General features: G+C 43.2%; 22 protein-coding genes. 10 read left to right on the forward strand and 12 right to left on the reverse strand.

The features are described from left to right. Positions 1 to 29: 29 nt before the first annotated feature. A complete protein-coding gene (msrA, locus tag FQ084_RS12835) occupies positions 30 to 551 on the reverse strand; it encodes a peptide-methionine (S)-S-oxide reductase MsrA (protein ID WP_149491017.1) in 522 nt (173 codons plus the stop codon). A 270-nt stretch (positions 552 to 821) separates the two neighbouring features. Here msrA and cmoA point away from each other — a divergent pair, with 270 nt between their 5' ends. From cmoA to FQ084_RS12850, 3 genes are all read left to right on the forward strand, one after another. Then, on the forward strand, positions 822 to 1,640 hold the full coding sequence (gene cmoA / locus FQ084_RS12840; RefSeq protein ID WP_149491018.1) for a carboxy-S-adenosyl-L-methionine synthase CmoA: 819 nt from the start codon (positions 822 to 824) through the stop codon (positions 1,638 to 1,640). Positions 1,641 to 1,706: 66 nt separating this feature from the next. Further along, positions 1,707 to 2,762: a tRNA 5-methoxyuridine(34)/uridine 5-oxyacetic acid(34) synthase CmoB gene (gene cmoB, locus FQ084_RS12845; protein ID WP_149491019.1), complete on the forward strand. Its 1,056-nt coding sequence runs from the start codon at positions 1,707 to 1,709 to the stop codon at positions 2,760 to 2,762. A 50-nt stretch (positions 2,763 to 2,812) separates the two neighbouring features. Next, positions 2,813 to 3,979 (forward strand): DUF1176 domain-containing protein, encoded by a 1,167-nt coding sequence (locus tag FQ084_RS12850; RefSeq protein WP_262880792.1) that lies wholly within the window; start codon positions 2,813 to 2,815, stop codon positions 3,977 to 3,979. A 33-nt stretch (positions 3,980 to 4,012) separates the two neighbouring features. Here the strand turns inward: FQ084_RS12850 and FQ084_RS12855 are convergent, their stop codons facing one another. Beyond that, positions 4,013 to 4,231 (reverse strand): DUF2788 domain-containing protein, encoded by a 219-nt coding sequence (locus FQ084_RS12855; protein ID WP_149491020.1) that lies wholly within the window; start codon positions 4,229 to 4,231, stop codon positions 4,013 to 4,015. A 415-nt stretch (positions 4,232 to 4,646) separates the two neighbouring features. Here FQ084_RS12855 and argS point away from each other — a divergent pair, with 415 nt between their 5' ends. The 3 genes from argS (at position 4,647) to FQ084_RS12870 (ending at position 8,670) form a co-directional block, all read left to right on the forward strand. Beyond that, a complete protein-coding gene (gene argS, locus FQ084_RS12860; RefSeq protein WP_149491021.1) occupies positions 4,647 to 6,476 on the forward strand; it encodes an arginine--tRNA ligase in 1,830 nt (609 codons plus the stop codon). A gap of 80 nt (positions 6,477 to 6,556) precedes the next feature. Further along, positions 6,557 to 7,375, forward strand: a complete 819-nt coding sequence (locus tag FQ084_RS12865; protein WP_149491022.1) for an SPOR domain-containing protein — start codon at positions 6,557 to 6,559, stop codon at positions 7,373 to 7,375. A gap of 197 nt (positions 7,376 to 7,572) precedes the next feature. Beyond that, positions 7,573 to 8,670 carry a PTS transporter subunit IIC gene (locus FQ084_RS12870; protein WP_262880793.1) on the forward strand — a complete coding sequence of 366 codons (1,098 nt, stop codon included), beginning with the start codon at positions 7,573 to 7,575 and terminating at the stop codon, positions 8,668 to 8,670. Positions 8,671 to 8,771: 101 nt separating this feature from the next. Here the strand turns inward: FQ084_RS12870 and FQ084_RS12875 are convergent, their stop codons facing one another. The 7 genes from FQ084_RS12875 to rdgB all read right to left on the reverse strand — a co-directional run bounded on the left by FQ084_RS12875 (position 8,772) and on the right by rdgB (position 16,618). Continuing rightward, on the reverse strand, positions 8,772 to 9,755 hold the full coding sequence (locus tag FQ084_RS12875; RefSeq protein ID WP_149491023.1) for a c-type cytochrome: 984 nt from the start codon (positions 9,753 to 9,755) through the stop codon (positions 8,772 to 8,774). A 458-nt stretch (positions 9,756 to 10,213) separates the two neighbouring features. Continuing rightward, positions 10,214 to 11,251, reverse strand: coding sequence for an SDR family NAD(P)-dependent oxidoreductase (locus tag FQ084_RS12880; protein WP_149491024.1), 1,038 nt, complete (start codon positions 11,249 to 11,251; stop codon positions 10,214 to 10,216). A gap of 222 nt (positions 11,252 to 11,473) precedes the next feature. Continuing rightward, entirely contained in the window at positions 11,474 to 12,787 is a 1,314-nt protein-coding gene (gene clpX, locus FQ084_RS12885; RefSeq protein ID WP_149491025.1) for an ATP-dependent protease ATP-binding subunit ClpX, read from the reverse strand. Between the two features lie 153 nt (positions 12,788 to 12,940). After that, a complete protein-coding gene (gene clpP, locus FQ084_RS12890) occupies positions 12,941 to 13,618 on the reverse strand; it encodes an ATP-dependent Clp endopeptidase proteolytic subunit ClpP (protein ID WP_149491026.1) in 678 nt (225 codons plus the stop codon). 487 nt (positions 13,619 to 14,105) lie between these two features. Beyond that, a complete protein-coding gene (gene tig, locus FQ084_RS12895) occupies positions 14,106 to 15,449 on the reverse strand; it encodes a trigger factor (protein ID WP_149491027.1) in 1,344 nt (447 codons plus the stop codon). A gap of 53 nt (positions 15,450 to 15,502) precedes the next feature. Further along, on the reverse strand, positions 15,503 to 15,628 hold the full coding sequence (locus tag FQ084_RS13405) for a hypothetical protein (protein ID WP_262880794.1): 126 nt from the start codon (positions 15,626 to 15,628) through the stop codon (positions 15,503 to 15,505). A gap of 303 nt (positions 15,629 to 15,931) precedes the next feature. Continuing rightward, positions 15,932 to 16,618, reverse strand: a complete 687-nt coding sequence (gene rdgB, locus FQ084_RS12900) for an RdgB/HAM1 family non-canonical purine NTP pyrophosphatase (protein ID WP_149491028.1) — start codon at positions 16,616 to 16,618, stop codon at positions 15,932 to 15,934. A 534-nt stretch (positions 16,619 to 17,152) separates the two neighbouring features. On the opposite strand from rdgB, the gene FQ084_RS12905 reads away from it, so the two are divergent. After that, complete coding sequence (locus tag FQ084_RS12905; protein WP_149491029.1) at positions 17,153 to 17,782, forward strand: superoxide dismutase; 630 nt, start codon at positions 17,153 to 17,155, stop codon at positions 17,780 to 17,782. A 98-nt stretch (positions 17,783 to 17,880) separates the two neighbouring features. Here the strand turns inward: FQ084_RS12905 and FQ084_RS12910 are convergent, their stop codons facing one another. The 3 genes from FQ084_RS12910 to FQ084_RS12920 all read right to left on the reverse strand — a co-directional run bounded on the left by FQ084_RS12910 (position 17,881) and on the right by FQ084_RS12920 (position 20,476). Beyond that, entirely contained in the window at positions 17,881 to 18,453 is a 573-nt protein-coding gene (locus tag FQ084_RS12910; protein WP_149491030.1) for a hypothetical protein, read from the reverse strand. Between the two features lie 68 nt (positions 18,454 to 18,521). Then, a complete protein-coding gene (locus FQ084_RS12915; RefSeq protein ID WP_149491031.1) occupies positions 18,522 to 19,340 on the reverse strand; it encodes a DUF72 domain-containing protein in 819 nt (272 codons plus the stop codon). Between the two features lie 41 nt (positions 19,341 to 19,381). Continuing rightward, a complete protein-coding gene (locus tag FQ084_RS12920) occupies positions 19,382 to 20,476 on the reverse strand; it encodes a polyprenyl synthetase family protein (RefSeq protein ID WP_149491032.1) in 1,095 nt (364 codons plus the stop codon). 771 nt (positions 20,477 to 21,247) lie between these two features. On the opposite strand from FQ084_RS12920, the gene fadB reads away from it, so the two are divergent. From fadB to FQ084_RS12935, 3 genes are all read left to right on the forward strand, one after another. Next, complete coding sequence (fadB, locus tag FQ084_RS12925; protein ID WP_149491033.1) at positions 21,248 to 23,407, forward strand: fatty acid oxidation complex subunit alpha FadB; 2,160 nt, start codon at positions 21,248 to 21,250, stop codon at positions 23,405 to 23,407. A 143-nt stretch (positions 23,408 to 23,550) separates the two neighbouring features. Beyond that, positions 23,551 to 24,723, forward strand: a complete 1,173-nt coding sequence (gene fadA / locus FQ084_RS12930) for an acetyl-CoA C-acyltransferase FadA (RefSeq protein ID WP_149491034.1) — start codon at positions 23,551 to 23,553, stop codon at positions 24,721 to 24,723. A 262-nt stretch (positions 24,724 to 24,985) separates the two neighbouring features. Continuing rightward, positions 24,986 to 25,561, forward strand: coding sequence for an isochorismatase family protein (locus FQ084_RS12935; RefSeq protein ID WP_149491035.1), 576 nt, complete (start codon positions 24,986 to 24,988; stop codon positions 25,559 to 25,561). Positions 25,562 to 25,652: the final 91 nt, after the last annotated feature.

Raw genomic sequence — 25,652 nt, forward strand, 5'->3', positions numbered from 1 at the left:
TTATAGCGTATAAGGATAATGGTAATCGTTTAGTTCACCATATACTCACTAAATTCTTTGCGCAGTTTGGCAAGTTTTGGCGGTATCGCAAAGTTGCAATAAGCTTGACCAGGATTGCGGTTAAAAAAGTCTTGATGGGTTTCTTCGGCTTGATAAAACTCAACGGCAGGATGAACCTCTGTGACTACATTGAGCCCCATATCGCGCAGTTTATTAATCGTACGGTCGACGGTTGGTTTTTGCGCTTCATCGGTATAAAAAACCACGCTACGATATTGGCTACCAACATCATTACCTTGGCGGTCCATTGTGGTGGGATCGTGCGTCGCAAAAAAGACATCTAAAATGACTTCTAATGGCACAACAGACTCATCAAACTCGACTTTAATGACTTCGACGTGCCCTGTATCACCGCCGCAGACGGCTTCGTAATTGGCAGAGACAGCATCGCCGCCCATATAGCCTGATACCACAGACTGTACACCTTTTACGGATAGAAAGACCGATTCGGTGCACCAAAAACAGCCACCGCCTAATATAATGGTTTGCATAATTGTTCCTATTATTTTAACTATAAGATATGAGCTTAATAGGGGTATTATTAGATAGCCTTTAGTATAAAGGCGTCCAATATAAAATAAATTTGGTCTAAAAAAACCATTTATTTAAAAACTCCCTATCTAGCAATACACATTTAGCTTAGCAGGGCAGTTGCCTGCAATAAGTAACAAACAGTAATGTTATAATGAGCTTTTGCTATCTTCAGTTGTTTCAAAAACCGTTAACGACATATTCTTTAATCTAAGTTCTACTATCAAGAAATGAGCCAGCCCATGAGCCAAACCAAGCCAGCTACTATTAATAATGACACCATTAAAACCGACATCGTTAAACATGACACTCTTTTCACCACGCCACTGGATAAAGCGGCGCGCTTTTCCTTTGATGAGCAAGTGGTGGCTTGTTTTCCCGATATGATTCGTCGCAGTGTTCCTGGTTATGGTCAGGTGCTAGCGATGCTGCCGATATTTGCTCGTCGTCACTGTAAGTACCGTCAACAGGGCGATAATGGTCAGCGTGTTAGTCGTATTTATGATTTGGGCTGCTCGCTTGGTGCCGCAAGTATGACCTTAGCTGGCGAGTTTGAGCCACAAGATTTGCAGATTAAAGCGATTGATATTTCACCGGCGATGACCACAGAAGCGACCACATTACTGAGTGATAACTATCCTGAGCATGATATAGAAGTCATCACCGCTGATATTCGTGATATTGAGCTTGAGCCATGCGATATGGTCATTCTTAATCTTACGCTCCAGTTTTTGCCCGCTGCCGATAGGGTGGCAGTATTAGAGAAAATTTATGCCGCATTAAGTGAAGGTGGGATACTGGTATTGACTGAAAAAACTCATGCTTTTGATGAGCAGTATGATGCGTGGTTGGTTGAGCGTTATTATGACTTTAAACGGGCCAATGGTTATACCGAGATGGAAATCAGCGGCAAACGTAATGCATTAGAGAACGTCCTCATTACCGATACGTTAGACGAGCACCATGCGCGATTGAATGAGGTTGGCTTTACCCGTCATCTGACGTGGTTCCAGTTTTTAAACTTTTTTTCTATTGTGGCGTTTAAATAACGCTTAGATTCTTTAAAACACCTTACCTTTTACACTATCTGTTGATCAACACGGTAATCCGCTTTTATGCTTAACGACACTATTCTCCACGCCGAACGTGAACTGTATTTAACCTTGTTGACACTGGCGCAGCACCATCCAATGGCTTACGAGTGGCTCAAGCAGTTACCAACGTGGCTAAATGATATAAAAGACAAAGCCAATTACGCTCATGCGCCTGCTTATCAAGCGTCGGTAGCACGATTGCCAAAATTGACCGTCAACAATGTACAGTTAGATAGCGATATATTGACAATCAATGCACCGTTGAGTGACTCTGAGCGTAAACAAGCGACGGCTCTGTTAAAGCAATTGATGCCATGGCGTAAAGGCCCTTTTCAAATCGGTAGTAGCCAGAATGAAGGTAGTGAGCAAGCCGAGCCAATTTTCATCGATACCGAATGGCACAGTGATTGGAAGTGGCAACGAGTCGCACCGCATTTGGGCACGTTAAAAGGTCGGCGTGTTTTGGATGTAGGCGGTGGCTCTGGTTATCATGGCTGGCGTATGGCTGGGGCAGGCGCGGATACAGTCATTATTATTGATCCATCATGCTTGTTCTATCATCAGTTTATGGCGATTCGTCATTTTGTCGGTAGCGCCGATGATCATGACACAGGTGGTTATCGCACTCATTATATTCCGGTGCCACTGGAAGCTTTACCTGAGAACAGTCAGCTGTTCGACACAGTATTTAGTATGGGCGTCCTCTATCATCGCCAGTCACCCTTTGAGCATTTACAACAGCTGAAAGGACAATTGGTCAAAGGTGGCGAGCTGGTGCTTGAAACTTTGGTGATTGAAGGCGATGCCAATACCGTACTGGTGCCGCATGACCGCTATGCTCAGATGAATAATGTGTATTTTCTACCGTCTGTAGCGGCGCTAATTGGCTGGCTAGAAAAGGCTGGATTTACCGAAGTGCGCTGCGTCGATGTGGCAGTGACCTCTACCGATGAGCAGCGTAAAACGGAGTGGATGAACTACCATTCGCTAGCAGACTTCTTAGATGTGAATGACTCAACAAAGACCATCGAAGGCTATCCTGCACCGATGCGTGCCACGATTATTGCAAAAAAATAGTATTTATGAGGGCTGACAGTAGGTGATCATAAAAACAAGGAGAAGAGATTGTGAAAATATCGACCACTGTGATTATGATTGCTGTCAGCTTGTTGTCACTGCCTGCGATGGCCGCCGATGCTTATGGCACGCCGTTTGACGGCTGGGGTTTTGTCAAAGACGACTGGCAATTGGTCTGTGACAATACCTTGACTTGCCGCGCGGCTGGTTATGCAAATGAAGGTGCGGTGTCTGAAGAAATACTGTCAGCTAGTATGTTGTTGACGATTGTAGCCGGTGAAAAACTGCCTAGTGCAGAATTTATTTTGAGTAGCCAGGACTACGATGAGCAAGAAAAATTGGTGAGCGATCAATTATCAAAAAATACTGACAATGTTGAGCTGTCATTAAATGATAAATCTTATGGTATGGTGCAGCTTTCATCTGACGGCAGAGGGCAGTTAAGCCGCGCCCAACTACAGCAACTGCTGAAACTTGTTAACCAGAATACTAAGATGCAGTTCACGTCAGGGGTTTATAAATGGCAAGTATCCGATAAAGGATTGGCGGCGATATTGCTGAAACTTGATGAAGTACAAGGTCGCGTAGGTACGCCACTCGCATTTATCAGTAAAAAAAATTCCAATCGACAAACACTTAAAAAAGCGCTGAAAATACCGATCGTTAAAAAAGACTATAGCTATCTAGACGACAAGGCGCTAAAAGAAGGTAAGCAAGCGCTTGACCCGAAAAAATTGGCGTACTTTCAAGCAAATATAAACAATTGGGTCGATATTGATTCTGAACAGCTTATAGGCTCTGTAGATACTATGGGAGATTGTGAGTTGGTTAATCCAAAAACTGAAGAATATCGACGAATGCAAGAGTATGGCGCTGATAGGTTAGGCTGGGATTTTACACCGGTTAATGCCCAATATACCTTGGCCAGTCACCTCTGTTGGCAGGGTGCCTATAATATGGGAGCAGGTTATTGGCTCATAAACCATACTAAGCCAAGCAAGCCAACACTGATTACAACATCAGCGAGTGATTACTCTGATGGTGAAATTTACGCTATTCATAAGGATAGAGGAATAGGTGATTGCTGGAATAGCAAAACATGGGTATGGACCGGCAAAACCTTTGCACTAACGGAAGATTCCAGTACAGGAATGTGTCGAGGCTTTGCTGGTGGCGCATGGAATTTACCAACTTATACCAGTGAAGTCATAAAATAAAAAGTGATAGCAAGCCTCAGTGAGTAGTGGTAATTAAATAAACCACCTTGTAAATGCCATTTCTATCAATACTTTTAAGATAAAACCAATAAAACCAGCACCAAGCGCTAAAAACATCCAAAAGGTGCCAGCGCGCCCTGCATCGGATTTTTTGGATAGATCCCAAATAATAAAAAATAAGAAAGCAATAAAGATGGGTAGTAACACGTACATTCCCCAACTGGTGACCGTACTAGCAGCAATCGCAAACATGTTTTTATCCTGTATATAAAATAATAAAACACCACCTTCTCTATTATTTATTTTTATGGCTTTTAATAAAATACTTATAAGTGCTTGAATAAGACTTCAAAAGTCAAGATATGTAGAGAAAGTAGGCAATAGATGGCGTGATTATAACGCGGAATAGGGCCGCTATAAATATTTCACTAACGTCAGGCAACAGTAACGCTACAATCAGTTTAAATAACCCTCTATTTGCAGCTTATAATAGTCATTAAATCCTAAGCAGCGCGTATCCGTTATAATAGCAGTAATTTTAACGCTATTTTTTTTCCAAATAGTGCAATAGCGTGTAAAGGTTGTTATATTTATAGGTTTCTTATTTTTTTCGTATTATCTTATAGTTCACCAATTTTTTTGTTCATTTATCTGAGTTTATAGTCCTATGTCACAAGCCCAAATTGATACGCTCGCCTCACTATTTGATAGTGCCATCCAAGTCCTAAAAGATGACGGCGAACTACCGGCTGATTGGCAAAATAATAGCCAAATTACGCGTACAAAAGATACCAGTCATGGTGACTTTGCGAGCAATATCGCGCTAACGGCCGCCAAAGCTGCGAAAGCCAATCCGCGCCAGCTTGCTGAAAAAATCGTCAACGCCTTGCCTGAAAATCAAGATATTTGCCAAGTAGAAATCGCAGGTCCCGGCTTCATCAACGTGTTCTTAAATACCGAAGCCAAATTCGCCGTGTTAGACGATATCTTTAAGCTGCAAGAACGCTTTGGTTTAAGCAAGCAGTTTAAGGGTCAAAAAATACAAGTTGAATTTGTTTCTGCTAACCCCACGTCTAGTCTGCACGTCGGTCATGGCCGCGGTGCCGCATTTGGTATGAGCGTGGCAAACTTGCTTGAAGCCATTGGCTATGATGTTACGCGTGAGTATTATGTCAATGATGCTGGTCGACAGATGGATATCTTAGCGACCAGTACGTATTTGCGTTATCTAGAAGCCAACGGCGAGTCAGTCATATTCCCAGTCAACGGCTATCAAGGCGATTATGTCAGTGATATTGCTCAGACACTAAAGACACAGCATGGGGATAGCTACGTCCACAGTTTTGCAGAAATTGCCAAAGACGTGTCAGCAGATGCGCAGTTTGAGATAAATGCTGATGGCGAAAAAGTGCTGCTATCAGGCGATAAAGAAGCTCATATTGACGGACTGATTGCCAATAGTAAAGCTTTGCTTGGTGAGGGCTACGAGCTATTCTTAAATGCCGCATTGAGCAGTATTTTGGCTGATATCAAAGACGACTTAAATGACTTTGGCGTCCGCTATGAATGCTGGTTTAGTGAAAGATCCATCGATAGCGAGATTGAGCCCGTCTTACAAATCCTAGATGAAAAAGGCTATTTGTACGAAAAGGACGGCAATATCTGGTTCAAATCGACCGATTTTGGTGATGAAAAAGACCGTGTGGTACGCCGTGCCAATGGTCAAAGTACCTATTTTGCCTCTGATATCGCTTATCATAAAAACAAATTCGATCGCGGTTTTGACAAAGTTATTAACGTCTGGGGTGCCGACCATCATGGTTATGTCCCACGGGTAAAAGCGGCGTTGACGGCGCTTGGTATCGATGCCGACCGTCTTGATGTGGTGCTGGTACAGTTTGTCGCTTTATGGCGCGGTAGTGAAAAAGTGCAAATGTCGTCACGTTCGGGAAAATTTGTCACGTTACGTGAGCTGCGTCATGAAGTCGGTAACGATGCCGCACGTTTCTACTATGTCGCACGTAAGCCTGAAGTACACGTTGATTTTGACTTAGAGCTTGCTAAATCTCAAAGTAAAGACAACCTGGTTTACTATATCCAGTATGCGCATGCACGAGTTTGCCGTGTGTTAGAAAAACTAGAAAACAGTGGGCTGCAAGTGAATGACATTATTGGTGCCGAGCAGCAGCAGTTGCTGATTGCGCCGAGCGAAGAAGAATTGATTAAGTTGTTAGCGGCGTATCCTGCAACCTTGTTGCGTGCAGCGACAGGCTATGAGCCGCACATCTTAACCAACTATCTGAAAGAGTTGGCAGCGCTATTTCATGGTTGGTATGATAGCAATCGCATCTTACCTGTCAGCCTAACGTCAGGTGAGACGCCAAGCCAAGATGAGATGAATATGATGCAGGCTCGCCTACGCTTATCTAAAGCGGTCAGGCAGGTATTGAGCAATGGGCTTAGCTTATTAGGCTTGTCTGCGCCGTCTAGCATGTAGTATAAAGAGAGACGGCTGAGAGCCATCATTCGACGATAATTCGATAACGACAGATATATTCAGTAGGGAGAACGAGATCCATGTTAGCCAAAAAACCAAAAGGTGCCACTGAAAAACGCAAAACAAGTAGTGTGTCAGGCTTATTATGGATGTTTGTTGGGGCGGTATTGACGCTCATGATTGGGGTGTTTTTATACCTCTCACCATTGTTCAACTTTAGTCCTGCGGGCAGTGACGACGGTGCCGATCCTGATAGACAAGTACAACAACGGGTCGATACCGATACCGATAATGGTGATTATGAGTTCTATGATATTCTGCCCAATCAAGAGATGGCAACGATTCCTGATGAAGATTTTGGGGAAGGCAGTGGTAGCCAATCAGGTCAAATCACTGACTTCGAGCCGGATGTGATCGTCAATCAGCCTCAAAGTACGACTCCTGCTAATGATGGGGGTAATTTTGGCATCTCTGAAAATACCACTATTGAACCGAATCGTGGCAACAATGCTAATAACGCAGCCACCAGCAGTAATGACGACGATATTGTCATCGTTGAAGAAGATGCGACCTACGATGGAACACCAGCTGCCAGTAATACGGGTGCGAGTGCAAACAAAACCAATACCGCAAATGCTAGCGTACAGCCAGCTAAGCCTGCAGCGACCTATATATTACAAATTAATAGCTTTGGTGACGCGGATGAAGCAGATCGTCGCCGCGCCCAAGTGCTGATGGCGGGTGTTGATGCTAGAGTTGTGAAAAATACCACGGGTAATGGTTTGCCTATCTATCAGGTTATCTCGCGCCCGATGAATAACCGTCAAGCGGTTGCTACTGCCCAGCAGCGCCTGCAAAATAACGGTATTGACTCTATTATCGTCGAACAACGTCGTTAAGCAACGCGGTCAAATTATGCCATTCAACGCAAGGTTTAGTGGTTTTTTCATCACTGTTGTTGATTGATCTTGTTGATCAACTAACAAAGTAATGATAACAAAGTATTGATAAAAACAGCGTCACTGTGGCGCTTTTTTTATCCCTTTTTTTTCGTATACTTTTTGGCATCTTTTATCAAACTTAATATAAGAGCATCATGATGACTGTGACTCCTTCAGAAACTGCAACCGTCGGTATGATTAGTGCTTTTTTTCAAAAGTATTTCATCGATGCTTTTACCGGGATGGCGTTAGGACTGTTTGTTACCCTCATTGCCGGTCTTATCATCTCGCAAATCGGTGGTTGGTTAGCTTTACCTGCACTGGTAGCGGTCGGCAAGCTGGCGTCAGTATTAATGGGTGCGGGCATCGGTGTCGGTATCGCTTACTATCTTAAAGCGCCAACTTTAGTGATGCTTAGCTGCTTAGTCGCAGGGATGCTCGGTGCCCATTCTGAAGCTTTAATGGCAGGCAACCTATTTATGGCGCAAGAAACAGGCCCAGCAACCTTCGCTGCGGTGCCCGGTAATCCGATTGGTGCGTATTTGACCTCAGTCTTTGCTTATCGTGCTGGGACTTGGGTCGCTGGCAAGACCAAGCTTGATATTTTGCTTATCCCTTTATTAGTCTGTACGGTGGCACTAATTGTCTGTGCGCTGCTTAATCCTCCGGTCGTTGCTGCTGTCAATGCCATTGGTCAAGGTATTCAAGCAGCTACTGAATTGCAGCCATTACTAATGGGTATTGTGATAGCGGTTGTTGTTGGCATTTTATTGACACTACCGACCTCAAGCGCTGCTATCTGTATCGCTATTGGGCTTGGCGGCTTAGCGGGTGGGGCTGCCGTCGTCGGCTGTGCCGCGCATATGATTGGCTTTGCAGTGGCCAGTTTTAAAGATAACGGTGTCAGCGGCGTGATATCTCAAGGACTTGGCACCAGTATGCTACAAATTCCTAATGTCCTCAAAAAACCTATCGTTTTATTGCCTGCTGTGATTGCTAGCGCCATTGTTGGTCCTATCGCGACCGTCGGTTTTGGCCTAGCTTGTACGGCGACTGGCGCAGGCATGGGCACGGCAGGGTTGGTTGGAGTGTTTGGCGTCATTGAGGCGTCACAAGAAATCATGAGCAGCGCTCAGTTATGGACGGCGATTGTTTTATTGATGTTCGTCCTACCTGCGCTCATCGCTGGTGTGGTCGCCTATGTGATGCGCCGCCTTGGTTGGTTGGTTGATGGCGATATGAAATTACCTTAGCGTTCATGTAAAAGGTTAAGTTAAATATCGATAAAAATTGAAAAGCCCAGCTATCTTAAATAGTTGGGCTTCCGTTTTCTATTATTTTTCAATTTTTTAAATTAACGACGTACGTCTTTTGGTGCGTCGCCATTTGGCCAATCTTTGTCTTTATTGGCTTTTACAGGGCGGGGCAAATGGGTAAAGTAGGCGGCAATATCGACGGCTTCTTGGTCGGTTAGTGTATTACCTTGTCCAAATGGCATTTTACCTTTAATAAAGGCAGCAGCAGTATAAGTACGTGCCATACCCGCGCCATCGTTAAAGGACTTATCACCAGCAACTGCTGGATAGATATAAGTGCCATCGTCATTATATTGCCCTTCGCCATTGTCACCGTGACAAACACTACATTTTTCCGCAAATAATTTTTTGCCATTGTCAGTATTGGGCTCCAAATCTTTATCTATTTTGACAAAGCCACGACCTTCAGGTGACACCCCAAATGGCATATCTTGTGACAACCAACTCATATAAGACACCATCGCGTTCATATCGTCTGAACCCATATCAAGGGCTTTGCCGTTCATCGAACGCTCAAAGCAGCCATTAATACGCTGTTGAATAGTGTTAACGCGACCTGCTCTTGAACGATAAACAGGATAAATGCCTGGCATACCATTCCAAGGCGCAGCATATGCCTCTGAGCCATTACCTAAGTGACAGCTGGTACAGTTAAGCTGGTTGCCGACGTTGTCTGGCAGCTCTTTATAAGTATGATTAGCCAGTTGTAGGCCGCGTTTTACCGCTGCGCCAAACTCATCATCTGGAATCGTAGATTCGTCAGGCATTTTAATGGCTGGCTTACCAACTACTGCAGCACTGCTGCCTGCGCTAGCGCTCATATCGTTGGCAGCTGGCATATTGCCTTTTAGGGTTTCTGCACGGGCTTCGAGTGCTTTGACGCGAGCTAATGCTTCCGCTTCTTCCAGACGGTCAACGGCCTTAGTTTCAGTGCTATTACTACAGCCAGTCATAGTCATTGTACTAATGGCAAAGATAGCGGTTGCTAATAAGGAGGATTTAGTGCGTGGGAAACTTCTCATTGGAATAACCTTATAGTATAAAATAATATGTAAATCCATATTTATATGATAATTTGGTCGTCATAGTGGCAGAACTTATTTGAATTTTTTAAGATAGATACAAAACTGAGATTGTAATATTCGTAAACGAGAGCACAGTGAGCGTCATATCATTCGCTTACCGCTACTGCGTACTTCACTCCATTAATCCGCTGAATTCTACCTATCACCATCTGACCATTAATCAATCTGTAAGTTGCTAGTAACATTATTGTATCAAATACAAATACGTAAAGTGTTTTTAAATTGAAAACAAACACTAATGCGACAAATGATGCAAACAGATGACTAAGGCTTGAGCTAGCAGCGCTTACTGTATTTTTAATAAAAAAGCACGTAAATAGGTGAGTATTTACGCGCTTTTTTGCTAAGAATGTCTTTCTAGCGGTTTAAATTATCGTCGTTTATCTACCTTTATATCAATGAGCAATCGCTGCTTTACGGTCAGCCGGTTTTGCGCGTTTTTTGCCCTTCAATTTACGCGAGAGCTTATTGATGTCATTTAATACCTGGCTATAGCGTGCTGGGAATACGCGCTGGACAGCATCGATCATTTTGGCATCGTTGCCAATCAAACAGCGTGGCTGATTGGCCGCGGCCGCCTGTAAGATAATCCAAGCGGCTGCGCTGGCGTCAAATTTTAAGAATTTATTAAAGCTACTGATGGCTTTGCGACCGCTACGCATGCCAAGGTCGCTGATACTGTCGTTACCACGGGCGCTGTTAGCAATATTGGTTTTGATACCACCTGGGTGAATACAGGTCGCTGAGACGCCACAGCGCTGAATATCTAGCTCTTGACGCAAGCTTTCGGTAAAGCCACGTACGGCAAATTTGCTAGCATTATAAGCAGATTGTGACGGCTGCGCGGTCAAACCAAATAAGCTTGAGATATTAATAATATGACCATGCTCGTTAAACTGGCGTGCTTTGCTGTCTTTATTGTTTTTAGTCGATTCGCTTTCTTTGACGCTGTTTTTAATCAGTGGTAAAAATGCCTTGGTGCCGTAAACCACGCCCCAAAAATTGATATCCATGACCCATTCAAGCTCGCTAATACTGCTGCCTTCTACGGTTGAATAAAGCGCCACGCCTGCATTATTAAAGATAAAATTCACTTTGCCATGCTCAGCCATGACGCTATCAGCCCACGCTTCGACGGCTTTATTGTCTGAGACATCAAGTACGGTGGTGGTGACTTTGATATCATAGCCGACCAGTAAGTCTTTAGTTTGTGCCAGTTGCTCAGCATTGATATCGGATAGAGCCACATGGCAGCCCATTTTTGCCAAATGAATGGCAAGCTCGCGCCCCATACCAGAGCCAGAGCCAGTAATAGCAGCGACGTGGTTACGATAATAAGGGCTAATGTCATGGTCTTGATGAGAGGAAAAAGGCAGATGTTGGCGTAGTGAGGTTGCTATTGCAGAGACATTTCCAGAAACAGTGTTAAGCATGATAAACATTCCTTTGTATCATTAATAGTATTGGTATTTCTACTTTAGCATGATTGATGATAAGCGCTGATAGCGATTGATAAACGCAGCTGTCATTTTTAACTACTACATTAGCTGCAAGAAATAAAATGAGAAGTAAGCGGACATAAAAAAAGTGTCTAGCATAATTTACACTAGACACTTTTACTTTAATTACAGCTTTAATAAAGCAGATAAGAGCTTTTAAGCATCTATCGCTATCTGTTCTGAGTCACCCTTAGAGAAGGTGATTTCAGGGATTTTACCGTCGTTAATCACTGCTTCATCAACGAGTACGGTCTTAGCATTTTCCATTGAAGGTAGCTCATACATCGTCTCAAGCAGCGCATTCTCTACGATAGAGCGCAGCCCACGAGCCCCTGTTTTGCGTGCCATGGCTTTTTTGGCGATGGCATCAAGCGCTTCTTTGGTAAAGGTAATGTCAGCGCCTTCCATATCAAACAGATATTTATACTGCTTAACCAAGGCATTTTTAGGTTCTGTTAATATTTGAACCAACGCATCTTCGTCCAGCTCTGTAAGCGCAGCCAGTACAGGAAGACGACCAATCAGCTCTGGGATAAGACCAAACTTGATCAAATCTTCTGGCTCTACTTGTTGCAGTAGCTCTGAGCTACGTTTACTATCGTCTTTTGAGCTCACATCAGCATTAAAGCCAATACCCGTTTTTTCCGTACGCTGCTGAATTACCTTATCAAGACCGGCAAACGCGCCACCAACGATGATTAAGATATTACTGGTATCAACTTGGATCAGCTCTTGCTGTGGATGTTTACGACCACCGTGTGGTGGAATAGCGGCAACCGTCCCCTCGATAAGCTTAAGCAAGGCTTGCTGCACACCTTCGCCTGAGACGTCACGCGTAATAGATGGGTTATCACCTTTTTTACTGATTTTATCAATTTCATCAATATAGATAATGCCTTGCTCAGCTTTGCTGACATCGTAATCAGAAGCTTGCAATAGTTTTTGGACGATGTTTTCGACATCTTCACCGACATAACCGGCTTCTGTTAAGGTCGTGGCATCCGCCATCGCGAAGGGAACGTCGAGTAAGCGCGCCAAGGTTTGCGCCAACAAGGTTTTACCAGAGCCGGTTGGACCAATTAGCAAAATATTACTTTTTGCCAATTCAACCATAGCATCATCAGCGCCGATTTTGGCTTTTTTGCTGTCATGGGCCAACGTTTGGCTGACTTTTAGGCGTTTATAATGGTTATAAACCGCAACTGCCAAGGCTTTTTTCGCCGCATCTTGCCCGATGACATATTCATCAAGTTTGGCACGTAGCTCTTTTGGCGTTGGCAGCTTTTTATTGACCCAAGAGGTATCGATATCGCTATCGTCGTCACTATCTTCGGCGCTGTCAGCAATAAGGTCCGTACATAGCTCAATACATTCATTACAAATATTGGCGTCGTCAGCGGCAATCAGCTGCTTTACTTCACTTTTTTCTTTGCCGCAAAACGAACACTGCGGGGTGTTATCTTCTGCCATATACAGGCACTCCTAAAATTTAATGCTTATCAATATTCTGATTATGGACATCAATGCGAAAGTGCATGGTGCTTGGCTAGCACAGTGCACCTAATATATGTCACTTAGGCATCAGATGTTTCACAGTTTGTTGGGCGGTTGCTATTAATGCAATTATAAAGAAGCAGGGCGACGTTCTAATACTTCATCAACCAAACCGTATTCTTTGGCTTCCTTAGCATCTAACCAATAATCACGCTCAACGTCTTTTTCAATTTTCTCAACCGGTTGACCGGTACGCTCAGCCAAAATCTCATTCAAACGAGCACGAGTTTTCAGAATTTCACGCGCATTAATTTCGATATCAGTCGCTTGACCTTGCGCGCCGCCTGATGGCTGGTGAATCATCACGCGCGAGTTGGCCAGGGCATAACGTTTGCCTTTTTCGCCAGCGGCTAATAAGAATGAACCCATGCTATAAGCGCCGCCCATACAAATGGTCGAAACTTCAGGTTTGATAAAGTTCATGGTATCAAAAATAGCCAAACCAGCACTTACTGAGCCGCCTGGTGAGTTGATATATAAATGGATATCTTTATCAGGGTTTTCTGCTTCTAAGAATAATAGCTGCGCTACAATAAGGTTGGCCATATGGTCTTCAACTTGACCGGTCAAAAAGATAACGCGCTCACGTAATAGGCGTGAGAAAATATCAAACGAGCGTTCACCGCGCGCTGATTGCTCAACAACCATTGGAACTAAAGCCGCTTGGGGTGCGCTCTGGGCAGTATTGTGCGCACTCATCAACATATCAAAATGCGGGTTAGCAGTGATGCGATCATAATCTGTCATAAAGATGTCCTGTTTATAAGTACATAAAGTAAAGAGGTATAGGCTAGTTGTTGGCTAATTTTTTATGGTGGTTATCATTGTAAACATTGCTGTCTGTTAATAAAAGCTGCCTGTTAATAAAACCCATTCGGTTCAATTAAACGCTCTAAATATCGCTAGCAAGTAGCCAATCATATTCGTGATTCAAGATGGCGCTTAAAATTTATTACATCTACTTGTTAGAAATAGAAGCTGTCAAAAATAGTAGCCGCTAAAAATAATTGAGCTAATGGTAACTTTTTTATTGCAGCAATAGTAACTTTTTAATGTGACAAATGATAAATGACTACCTATTAATAAGGCGTCTGTGCCCATTTATCAAGGGCAGTACTAACAAACAATCAATAAAACTCGCTGAGAAGCCACCAATAAAAATGCCCTAACAAGCTGTTAGGGCATTTTTGAAGCAAAATTAGCAATGAATGCCATTCAATGGCAAATTGCTAGCTTACATACCTTGCTGCTGTTGTTGCTGAGCAGCCAATAGGTCTTGGTAGCTGACTTCTTTGTCAGTAACTTTGCCTTGAGCAATCAAATAATCAACCACTTGGTCTTCTAGAACGACAGACTCAATGTTAGCGCGCTGCTGCTTGTCATTGGTGTAGTATTCGATCACTTCTGCTGGGTCTTCGTAGTTTTCAGCGGCTTCTTTGATGAAGCTTTCAACACGCTCTTGATCAACTTCTAAGCCTTTGGTGTCGATAACACGAGCAACGATGATGCCAAGACGGGCAGCACGTAGCGCTTGCTCTTCGAATAGCTCATTTGGCAGCATGTCTTTATCGAAGCTATCAGCATTGGCACCGAATTGCTGAGAAAAACGTTGCATCATCATGTTGCGTTGACGATCGATTTCTTGCTCTAGCATGGCGTTTGGTACGTCAAACTCGTTCTTTTCTAGTAGGGCGTCAAACGTTGCTTGTTTTACTTGGCTACGCGCCGCATTTTTGATTTCGCGTTCCATGTTTTTACGCACGTCTTCTTTTAATTTTTCAACGCCGCCTTCTTTAACACCGAATAACTCAAGAAACGCATCATCAATTTCAGGTAGTTTTGATTTTTCAACCAGTTTTACGTTGATTTTGAACTGCGCTTCTTTACCAGCCAAGTTTTCAGCTTGGTAATCTTCTGGGAAAGTTACGTTGATAACTTTCTCTTCGCCAGCTTTCATGCCTTTGATACCATCTTCAAAGCCTGGAATCATCTGGTTGCTACCGATAACCAGTTTGAAGTCTTCAGCAGAACCGCCTTCGAATTTCTCGCCGTCAATTGAGCCTTCAAAGTCAAACGTTACTTGGTTGTCTTTGGCTGCTTTACCTTTTTTCTCAACGAATTCTACACGTTGCTTTTGTAGGTTTTCAATCATGGTGTCAACGTCTTCGTCGCTAACCGTCGCCGTGTGACGCTCAACTTCGATTTCATCAATACCTTGTACGTCGATCTCTGGGAAGATTTCAACAGTCGCTTGATAAACCAAGAAATCATCTTCTAGTTTTACGTCGTCGATGTTAGGCATGCCAACGGCACGGATATCTTCAGATTTGATTGCTTCAAAAACGGTATCACGGATCACGTCGTTGATGACTTCTTGCTGAATGCCAGCTCCGTACTGTGAACGGATATGTGACATAGGGACGTTACCTTTACGGAAACCGTCAATCTTGGCAGTTTTCGCCACTTGACGAATACGGCCTTCAACTTTGTTTTGAATTTTTTCAACGGGTACTTTAACCGTTAGCTGAGTTTCTTTGTTAGATAGCTTGTTGGTTGTAACTTGTAAATCTGTAGCCATGTTCATTACACCTTTAGGATTTAATAGTACGTTTGATTGAACAGTACTTAGGGTTAAATAGTAATAGACAACCGTGCCTCAAAATACGGGCGGGTGTTACCGATTGCCGTTGGAATAAATAGGGGATATGGATAGCGCGCAATTTCGCAGTACGTGCCCGTAACAATCGCTGCTGACACAAAAATGAGAAACGCTTTATCTTAATAGACGCTATCTGATATCAATATTAACCGTGAATAGGTCGCATAATAACGCTTTTTGCGCAATTATACAGACAAATAACGGCTTTCAACAAAATTTTAAAAGTAGAACAGTATAATCCATCTGTTTATCAAAGTAAAAATTATCTGTTTGCTGTCTATATAAGGCAGCGCTGCTATCGTCAGTTCAAATAAAATCGCTGGGTTAATATTGTCGTATTATCGGTATTAAAATACCAAAGTATTAAACGGTATCTAATAGACGATAAGGTAGGATGGGTTTCAGAAGGGTAATAAGTGCAGTTGCGCCAATAATTGCTCAATCGCCTGACCGCGGTGACTGATGCTATTTTTGTCCGCAGCACTTAAACTGGCCGCCGTCGCCTGCAACTCTGGTAACCAAAACAGAGGGTCATAACCAAAGCCACCCTCACCGTGCGGCGATTCTAAGATCTCGCCGTGCCATAAGCCTTGGGCGACAATCGGCAGCGGGTCATTAGCATGGCGCACCATCACCAGTACGCAAACAAATAACCCGTTGATAGGCTTGTTAGCTTGCGCATTGCGGATAGGTTGCAAGTCAGCGATAAGCTTAGCGTTGTTTTTGGCATCGTTGCCGTGCTCGCCTGCATAGCGGGCAGAGTAGATACCGGGTGCATTGCCCAATACTGGCACACATAAGCCTGAATCATCAGCAATCGCAGGTAATCCGCTTGCTCGGCTGGCATGACGGGCTTTAATAATGGCGTTTTCGATAAAGCTTAATCCATCCTCGATTGCATCGTCAATATCAAGCTGACCTTGCGGGATAATCGTCACATCCAAATTCGCCTCAGAAAATAAGCGTTTAAATTCAGTAAGTTTGCCTTTGTTGTTACTGGCGAGCACCCATTGCTTATGTAGCGTAGCTGGTGTTGAATCGGTTGAGGTTGCTTGTGAATGAGTGTCTGTGACGCTAATATGACTCATAATATCCGTCCATAAAGGGTTGTTTATCGTGTCGCCTATTATTCTTATATTTTAGCGATGATGGAAAATAGCAAGTAGTCGTTGGAGTTTTGACGCTGATTGAGTGGTTTGCATCTACATATTCTAGGCTAGCACCAGTTAAATTACCAATTAGCATAACGAATCGATGGTTTATAACATTTGGTAACTGATATTTGTTGTTACTCTTGCTATAATAGATAACAAGCTACAGTGAATTATATCTTATAGCTTGTGAACTTAAAGTTAATAATAGTTTTAGACTATAATAGTGGCTTTTAAGTCCATATTTTGGTATTTAAAGGTTTTGGTTTTTAATCATATAATAACTATTAAGTGCTGCACGCTTAAGATGGCTTTCAAATTTAGCGCTTTTTAGGTCTGGCACAACTTGTGTTAGCCTATTGAGTCATAAATTTCTCTAACAATAAACTAAGCCAATTTAGTCCAACAATTTATAGTGTCCATTTTAAACTATACCTAATACTAATGGCTAAACAGCAAGGATAAAATAATATGTCAAAGATTACCTTACCAGAACTACCATATGCAAAAGACGCGCTAGAGCCACATATCAGTGCCGAGACGCTAGAGTATCATCATGACAAGCATCATGCTGCTTATGTCAATAAATTGAACGAATTGCTACCAGGTTCTGGTCTAGAAGACAAAACGCTATCAGAAATCATCGTAGCAACGGCTAAAGATGACAGCAAACAAGGTATGTTCAACCAAGCAGCCCAAGTGTGGAACCACACCTTCTATTGGAACTGCATGACGCCAGACAATGGCGGTGGCGAACCTACTGGTGATTTGAAAGCTAAAATCGAAGAAGATTTCGGTAGCTATGACAAGTTCCGTGAAGAGTTCAAAAACGCGGCAATGACTCAGTTTGGTTCAGGTTGGGCATGGTTAGTGGCTGATAAAGTTGGTGGCAAACTGTCTATCGCTAAAACAGCTAACGCTGATACCCCATTAGCACATGACCAAGTAGCCGTATTGACTTGTGATGTATGGGAACATGCATACTACATCGATTATCGTAACCGTCGTCCTGATTATGTTGACACGTTCCTAGATAAGCTAGTGAACTGGGACTATGCAAACGCTAAATATAAAGGTCAAGATGCTGGTGTTGAAGAGTAATCTTTAAAACTTAAGGTTTTGATTAATAAAGAAGGACGCTGAGAGGCGTCCTTTTTTTTGGTAATTTTTTAGTAAAAATTTTATTTTAAAATTATGTGTTAATTTTTTCTTGCTATATTACTTTCGTAAGGACTGCCGTTCCGAGGAATAATGCCTTTTATCATTAATTTTTGATGACCCATTTTTGATGTCTTTATCCATTCATTTTCTTCAATTTCCAGCTTTCTACTCTCGATAGCTTGCTTATCATCTGATAGAAAATCAGCAATAAGTGGGTGGAAATTGTTATAGCGCTCATAGCCATCAGATCCGTTTTCCAAATCAGCAGCGATTACTCTACCTTTACTATAAGTATTAACAGTCAAGAGCCTATCTCCGACTTCTAAACCATGTTCTTCTACAAAACTGACTGGAAATTCCAGTAACGCAATACAGTCTAACTCGTCAGTGTAGGCTGCAACAATAAGTGTATTATAAGTTTGTAATACGATGGCTGCTCGACTATCACCAAGTTTTAGATGTTCATCCATCATATCAAGTGGATACCGAAAATTAGCAAATGTTCTTTTAATGAAAGATGGGTTCTTTTTGAATCTCTCTAGCTTTGCTACATTTAAAGATAGCCCACTTGGAGCAGAAGCAGTTGTATAGCTATCATGGTGCTTTGACATTGTTCACTCTATTTAATAAAGGAAAAAATATAACGGCTTTTATAAGCCTCTATTACTATGGGTAAACTTTATAAAATCTCAAACCCAAACTTACCCAACGCCTCTCTTAACATCGCAATATTATAAAACGCATGCGCATTGACGGTGTTTTGAAAGAAGATATATAACGTATCAAAATGCTGCCGCTGATTGGCAATCGCTTGCGCCCAGTCGTTCATCTCCGCTTCACTATAGCGATAATCATGACGGTCGGCAGCGCTCATTGCATCCCACCAGTTTAGATTATTACCATGCATACGCAGATAGCCAGTACGCTGAGTGAATATCAGCCGTGACGGTGGCAGTCCGCTGACTTTAGGATAATCAACGCTGCACCAAATCAGACCTTGCTCGATAAAGCTATCGACCACTTGCGGGGTATGCCAGCCATTATGACGAAACTCAATAGCGAGTGGATAGTCTTTGAACCAACTAACGAGATTAGCCAAATATAGGCGATGCTCACGGGTACGGTCAAAACCATGCGGGAATTGTAGTAGTAATGGCGCGAGAGCGTTGGCTTCGATAAGTGGCGTAAGCGCAGTCAAGAAAGCTTGCGCGTGTTCGGCAGTGCCTTTACGTGCATGAGTAAAGTCTTGATGCAGTTTGACGGCGAATTTCAATTCACTATTTGCCTCGACATAGGCTTTATTGACCATACCTGCAAAGGCTTTCTGTCCGATAGGCGCGTAAAAGGTACTGTTAATCTCGACCGCACCATATTGCTTGGCGTACTCACGTAAAAAGTCAATTTTTTTAGTGCCAGTGGGATACAGCGTACCAAGTAAGTCGGTATCGCTATAACCGCCCGTGCCAAGGTAAATACGCGGAGTAGGGGCACTATCCATGTTGACCACCCTTTGCTATTTTTGATAATTAAACTGCTTGGCTATTTTTTACGCGACCATAGCCATTCAATCAGTGCCAATAGCGCATTATTTTCTGCACTGTCTTTTTCGCCACTGCTTAATTCACGAATGATTGCCGCGCGTCCATCGTTAAACAGCGATTGTGCATAGCTGGTCGCCTGCTCAACGCCCATTAATTTTACATATGTAGACTTATCTAATTTTTCATCGCTGCCGGCAGGTTTGCCTAGGGTATCGGTAGAGGTAGTGACATCTAAAATATCGTCTTGAACCTGAAAGGCGAGACCGATATGTTGGGCACACTCTTGCAATGCCATACGCTGCGGAGCTGTCGCACCAGCGCAAATACCACCCATAAGCATCGCCGCTTCAATTAACGCACCGGTTTTATCACGGTGGATGGCTTCTAAATCGCTTTGCGTGATGCCAGTAGTGGCTTCAGCATTGAGGTCGAGCATTTGACCTGAGACCATACGTCTGGCACGCGGCGCAAATATGGCAATGAGCTGGCTTGCAATCGCTGAATCAAAAGGCGCAAAGGTTGGCATCTCGGCGGTCAGTACTTCAAAAGCTAACGTCTGTAATACGTCACCTGCCAGCAGTGCGGTCGACTCTTCAAAGACGATATGCGCGGTTGGCTGACCACGGCGCAGGTCATCATCGTCCATACATGGCAAGTCGTCATGTACCAATGAATAGGTATGCAGCAGTTCCGCGGCTAACGCAGCACGGCGACACATATCATAATCTGAATCATTTTCTAATAGTGATTCTAAGTCGTGATTTTGCTTGTCTTCTTTATCAGGGCTTTTATCCGCATTTTCGTCGTCATTACCAACATTGTTATTAGCGCTGTCATTAACATTAGCGTCGTCATTAGCATTGCTCTGATTGACACTGGCAAAGGCGCTGGCAACCAATAACGGGCGTACCAATTTACCTTGACCAGTCATCACATAACGGCAGGCATCAAGCAGCGGGCTTGGTAGCTCAGCATAAGCAAACAGCACCTCGATATCTTGTGCGAGTTGCGCACGCACGGCGCTATGAAATTGCTCGGTGTTGTTATCAAAGCGATTGAAAGACATAAAGCTTGGTATAGAAGAAACAGTCATAACCCAACCATCTATCAGGTGAATAATAAAAATATCGCTAGTGTAGCATGATAGATTATATTCCTTATGGGGCAAGTATCATAAATGACGCATTTTTGCCGGTTTAATGTTAAAAAGATTGGTTGAAAATAGCGAAATAATGCAACAAGCCCTCGTTACGTATTGGCGATGTATCTTAGCCGTTGGATATGTTCTGATAAGGGGTAGAGCATATCGATAAATAAGCCGTATTTATCAGCTTTAAACAGTGGATTGTCAGTATATAATCTTAGTATACAAGCAGTCACTTAAAACACCTTTGCAGGAAGGTAAAGGGCTAGTATCGACTTAAGAGTGACTTGCGAGTATGGTATTAGCTTGTGACAGTCAGGGGCATAATCCCCTACACTAATTGGCGTGAAAATGGTCTGCTGCTTAGAAGGTGGGTTTTTACCTCCGTATCTCAGCAAATATCAGCTCAATGTTCAGTCAGTATTTGTATGGTTAGTATTTGCACTATTAGTGTTTATTGCATCAGTACCGGCAACAATCGTATATAAATGAAGCGCCATATTCACTTGTGCTAACGCGGTAACATGACGCATAGAAAATGAATATATAAGCATGAGCGCTGGATAATAAAGACATCTTCACTGTTCACTCTATGCTGACTTTATAAGACAGTATATTGGCAGTGTTATTACTCGTTTTTCTAACAATAACTGGCTATTTATTCTAATTTTAAAACTTAATTTTAAAACGTAGCTTTCGTTATATAGCAAGGAGTTTCAAATGGTATATCAAGGAAATCGCATCACGGTGACAATGCTAGAGGATGGCATCGCCAATATGCAGTACAACGCCGAAAATGAGAGCGTGAACAAGTTTGATGCGGAAACCAATAAGCAATTTGCTGAAGTTGTTAGCGCTTTAGAAAAAGCCGACGACGTTAAGGGCTTAATTGTGACGTCAAGTAAAGGCGTGTTTATCGCTGGTGCGGATATCACAGAATTCGTTGGCTCTTTTAAAAAGCCAGAAAGCGAGATTAAAGATTGGGTCGTCAATATTAACGACGCCTTTAATCGTTTTGAAGATTTGCCGTTTCCGAAAGTAGCCGCTATTAATGGCGCCGCGCTTGGCGGTGGTTGTGAGATGACCTTGGTTTGTGAATACCGTGTCATGAGCGACAAAGCCATCATTGGTCTACCAGAAACTCAACTGGGTATTTTCCCAGGTTTTGGTGGTACGGTTCGTAGTACCCGTGTGATTGGTATCGACAATGCGCTTGAATTGATTGCAACTGGCACACCAAAAAAACCACTTGAGGCGCTAAAACTTGGCTTGGTTGATGCTACTGTTGCTGCCGATGACTTACAAGATGCCGCGATTGACCTAGTCAAAAAATGTATCTCAGGTGAGCTTGATTGGCAGGCGAAGCGTGAAGAGAAGCTTAATCCAGTTAAGCTAAATCAGCTTGAGCAAGCGATGGCGTTTAATAGCGCAAAAGGTATGATCTTTGCCAAAGCCAATCCTAAGCAGTACCCAGCACCAGCAATCGCTATTGAGACGATTGAGAAGCACGTAAATTTACCACGTGATAAAGCGATTGAAGTAGAAGCCGCTGGTTTTGCAAAAGCGGCGAAAACGCCACAAGCAGAAAGCTTGGTTGGTCTGTTCTTAAACGATCAGTTGGTTAAAAAATTAGCCAAGCAGCACAGCAAAAAAGCACACGAAATCAATGAAGCCGCGGTATTGGGCGCTGGTATCATGGGCGGCGGCATCGCTTATCAAGCAGCCAGCAAAGGCTTGCCAATCATCATGAAAGACATCAAGTCTGAGCAATTAGATCTTGGTATGGGTGAAGCCAGCAAGTTACTTGGCAAAATGGTCGAACGCGGCAAAATGACCCCAGCAAAAATGGGTGAAACCTTAAGCCGTATCCGTCCTACTTTGAATTATGGTGACTTTGCTGAAACCGATATTGTTATCGAAGCGGTCGTAGAAAATCCAAACGTCAAGCGTGCGGTATTAAAAGAAGTGGAAGGCTTGGTAAAAGATGATTGTATCTTAGCCTCAAACACATCAACGATATCTATTACTTTCTTAGCTGAAGCACTTGAGCGTCCAGAAAACTTTGTTGGTATGCATTTCTTTAACCCAGTACATCGTATGCCATTGGTTGAAGTTATCCGCGGTGAGAAATCATCTGAAGAAGCGATTGCGACCACTGTTGCGCTAGCGTCTAAAATGGGTAAAGTGCCAGTCGTGGTCAATGACTGCCCAGGTTTCTTAGTCAACCGTGTCTTGTTCCCATACTTTGGCGCCTTTGATTTGCTCCTTAAGCAAGGTGCTGATTTTGCTCATGTCGATAAAGTCATGGAAAAATTCGGCTGGCCTATGGGTCCTGCTTATCTAATCGACGTGGTTGGTTTAGATACCGGTGTTCATGGTGCAGAAGTCATGGCAGAAGGCTTCCCTGACCGCATGAAGCCTGATTATAAAGGCGCGATTGAGCTTTTATATGAAAACAAACGCTTAGGTCAGAAAAATGGCGTTGGTTTCTATAAGTATGAAATGGACAAACGCGGCAAGCCAAAGAAAGTTGCTGATGAAGCCACTTACGAGCTATTAAAAACCACGACTGATAGCGACAAACAGACCTTTGATGATCAAGCGATTATTGACCGCATGATGCTGGCTTTCTGTAATGAGACCGTCCGTTGCCTAGAAGATAATATCGTAAGCACGCCGTCAGAAGCGGATATGGCGATGATTATGGGCGTTGGTTTCCCACCATTCCGCGGTGGACCTTGCCGTTATATCGACCAAATGGGTCTAGATAACTACTTGGCACTGTGTGAAAAATATGCGCACCTTGGCAAAGCCTATGAAGCCCCGCAAAAGATTCGCGACATGGCAGCCGCAGGTGAGACCTTTTACGCGACCGCGTAATAGGCAGTCATTACTAGGATGAAGTGCAGTACACGTGCTCGATAAGATGACTGGTAATTTATTTATTATCAATAGCCTTCTAAATTAGATAGGCGAGCATTGCGGTACTGCCACTGACAATAAAAATTGAAAAGGAAGATAGTATGACAATTTTAAGTCCAAAAGACGTGGTCATCGTAGATGGCGTACGCTCAGCAATGGGTAAATCTAAAAACGGTATGTTCCGCCATGTCCGCGCTGATAGCATGTCTGCTGAATTGGTCCGTGCATTGGTTGAGCGTAACGACTTTGACCCACGTGACGTTGAAGATATCATCTGGGGCTGTGTCAACCAGACCCTAGAGCAAGGCTTAAACATCGGTCGTAACATCGGCTTGCTTGCTGATATCCCTAAAACAGCTGGCGGTCAAACCGTTAACCGTCTATGTGGTTCTTCTATGCAGGCGCTCCATACTGCTGCTGCCCAAATTATGACAGGACAAGGTGATGTATTCATCATCGGTGGTGTTGAGCATATGGGTCACGTCGGCATGATGCATGGCGTTGATCTTAACCCTGAAGCATCAAAGCATTATGCAAAAGCCTCAAACATGATGGGCTTAACTGCTGAAATGCTTGGTCGTATGAATAACATAACCCGCGAAGAGCAAGATGCCTTTGGGCTTGAGTCGCATCGCCGTGCATGGGCTGCGACTACTGAAGGTCGTTTTGACAATGAAATCATTGGTATCGAAGGTCATGACGAAGCAGGTCGCTTGCAACTATGTACTGTCGATGAAGTAATTCGTCCTGATGCCACGATGGAGCAAATGCAAAAGCTACGTCCAGCCTTTGATCCAGTAGGCGGTACAGTAACTGCTGCTACCTCATCTGCATTATCTGATGGTGCATCAGCGATGCTAGTTATGAGCGCGCAAAAAGCCAAAGAGCTAGGTCTAAAGCCACGTGCTCGTATCCGTAGTATGGCCGTTGCTGGTTGTGACGCGGCAATTATGGGCTATGGTCCAGTGCCTGCAACGCAAAAAGCGCTGAAACGTGCGGGCATGAGCATCGATGATATGCAAACCATCGAGCTAAACGAAGCGTTCGCCGCGCAAGGTTTGTCAGTACTAAAAGCCTTGAACTTGACGGACAAGCAAGACATTGTCAACATCAACGGTGGCGCGATTGCGCTAGGACATCCACTAGGCTGTTCTGGTGCTCGTATCACCGTTACTTTGCTTAACGCCATGGAACAATCAGATACTGAAATCGGTCTAGCGACCATGTGTATCGGTCTTGGTCAAGGTATCGCGACGATTATTGAGCGTGTTTAATCCTGCAATATTATCAATTTTTTAAAATAATTTATCGTTCTAATAAAAACCCCTAGTCATGATGGCTAGGGGTTTTTGCATTTATGGATGACAGTACATTTATAAAATTAAAACATCATAAGTTGTTATATCGCTTATCTTCATTGACGCATTCACTAAACTGTGACTAAATGAGAGAGTAATTAATCATTATAATTTTAAGCCTGATACCAATTTTAAATAAGTTTAGAACCGTCAGCTTTAGCCGTACAAGGAGTGTACTATGTCCACCATGATTACTGATCGTACCTACCGTATTGACCGTGAAAATACCCAAGCGATGATTATCGATATCCAAGAACGCTTGACGCCGCATATTTATGACCATGAAAATATCATCAAAAAAACAGTTACTCTAATCAAAGGTCTGCAAGCGCTTGATGTTCCCATTATGCTCAATGAGCAATATAAAAAAGGCTTAGGCGAAACCTTACCCGAAATTCGTGAGCTATTAGAAGGCGATAATGCCAAAGGTTTTGAAAAAGTGACTTTTAGTGCCTGCGACAATGACGATTCATGGAATCATTTAGCTCAACAGAATCGAAGTATTGTTTTGTTGTTTGGAGTGGAGGCACATGTCTGCGTACTACAAACGGCACTTGACTTGCTTGATAATGGTATGCAGCCAGTCATTATTGGTGATGCAGTTGGTTCGCGTTTCCCCTATGATAAAAAGCAAGCGATTCGCCGTATTCGCCGTGCTGGTGGCGTGATTACGACGGTTGAAACCATTCTTTTTGAGCTATGCCGCAGTAGTAAAGACCCTGCGTTTAAAACCATTAGTCATTTAATTAAGTAGCTTGATTGAATATCTTGATTCATTATAAAACGGTTTTTTTAAAGATTAATAAAATAAGATAGTGCTTTAATAGTTAGGCGCTATCTTATTT

Origin of the sequence: Psychrobacter sp. ANT_WB68 (genome assembly GCF_008369115.1) — a bacterium.
GTDB lineage: Bacteria > Pseudomonadota > Gammaproteobacteria > Pseudomonadales > Moraxellaceae > Psychrobacter.

Coding starts and splice junctions, on each gene's coding strand:
- cmoA (WP_149491018.1), top strand. CDS start 822: ATGAGCCAGCCCATGAGCCAAACCAAGCCAGCTACTATTAATAATGAC.
- cmoB (WP_149491019.1), top strand. CDS start 1,707: ATGCTTAACGACACTATTCTCCACGCCGAACGTGAACTGTATTTAACC.
- FQ084_RS12915 (WP_149491031.1), bottom strand. CDS start 19,340: ATGGATAGTGCCCCTACTCCGCGTATTTACCTTGGCACGGGCGGTTAT.
- msrA (WP_149491017.1), bottom strand. CDS start 551: ATGCAAACCATTATATTAGGCGGTGGCTGTTTTTGGTGCACCGAATCG.
- FQ084_RS12875 (WP_149491023.1), bottom strand. CDS start 9,755: ATGAGAAGTTTCCCACGCACTAAATCCTCCTTATTAGCAACCGCTATC.
- fadB (WP_149491033.1), top strand. CDS start 21,248: ATGGTATATCAAGGAAATCGCATCACGGTGACAATGCTAGAGGATGGC.
- tig (WP_149491027.1), bottom strand. CDS start 15,449: ATGGCTACAGATTTACAAGTTACAACCAACAAGCTATCTAACAAAGAA.
- FQ084_RS12880 (WP_149491024.1), bottom strand. CDS start 11,251: ATGCTTAACACTGTTTCTGGAAATGTCTCTGCAATAGCAACCTCACTA.
- FQ084_RS12855 (WP_149491020.1), bottom strand. CDS start 4,231: ATGTTTGCGATTGCTGCTAGTACGGTCACCAGTTGGGGAATGTACGTG.
- FQ084_RS12905 (WP_149491029.1), top strand. CDS start 17,153: ATGTCAAAGATTACCTTACCAGAACTACCATATGCAAAAGACGCGCTA.
- fadA (WP_149491034.1), top strand. CDS start 23,551: ATGACAATTTTAAGTCCAAAAGACGTGGTCATCGTAGATGGCGTACGC.
- rdgB (WP_149491028.1), bottom strand. CDS start 16,618: ATGAGTCATATTAGCGTCACAGACACTCATTCACAAGCAACCTCAACC.
- FQ084_RS12910 (WP_149491030.1), bottom strand. CDS start 18,453: ATGTCAAAGCACCATGATAGCTATACAACTGCTTCTGCTCCAAGTGGG.
- FQ084_RS12865 (WP_149491022.1), top strand. CDS start 6,557: ATGTTAGCCAAAAAACCAAAAGGTGCCACTGAAAAACGCAAAACAAGT.
- FQ084_RS12920 (WP_149491032.1), bottom strand. CDS start 20,476: ATGACTGTTTCTTCTATACCAAGCTTTATGTCTTTCAATCGCTTTGAT.
- clpP (WP_149491026.1), bottom strand. CDS start 13,618: ATGACAGATTATGATCGCATCACTGCTAACCCGCATTTTGATATGTTG.
- FQ084_RS12870 (WP_262880793.1), top strand. CDS start 7,573: ATGATGACTGTGACTCCTTCAGAAACTGCAACCGTCGGTATGATTAGT.
- argS (WP_149491021.1), top strand. CDS start 4,647: ATGTCACAAGCCCAAATTGATACGCTCGCCTCACTATTTGATAGTGCC.
- clpX (WP_149491025.1), bottom strand. CDS start 12,787: ATGGCAGAAGATAACACCCCGCAGTGTTCGTTTTGCGGCAAAGAAAAA.
- FQ084_RS12935 (WP_149491035.1), top strand. CDS start 24,986: ATGTCCACCATGATTACTGATCGTACCTACCGTATTGACCGTGAAAAT.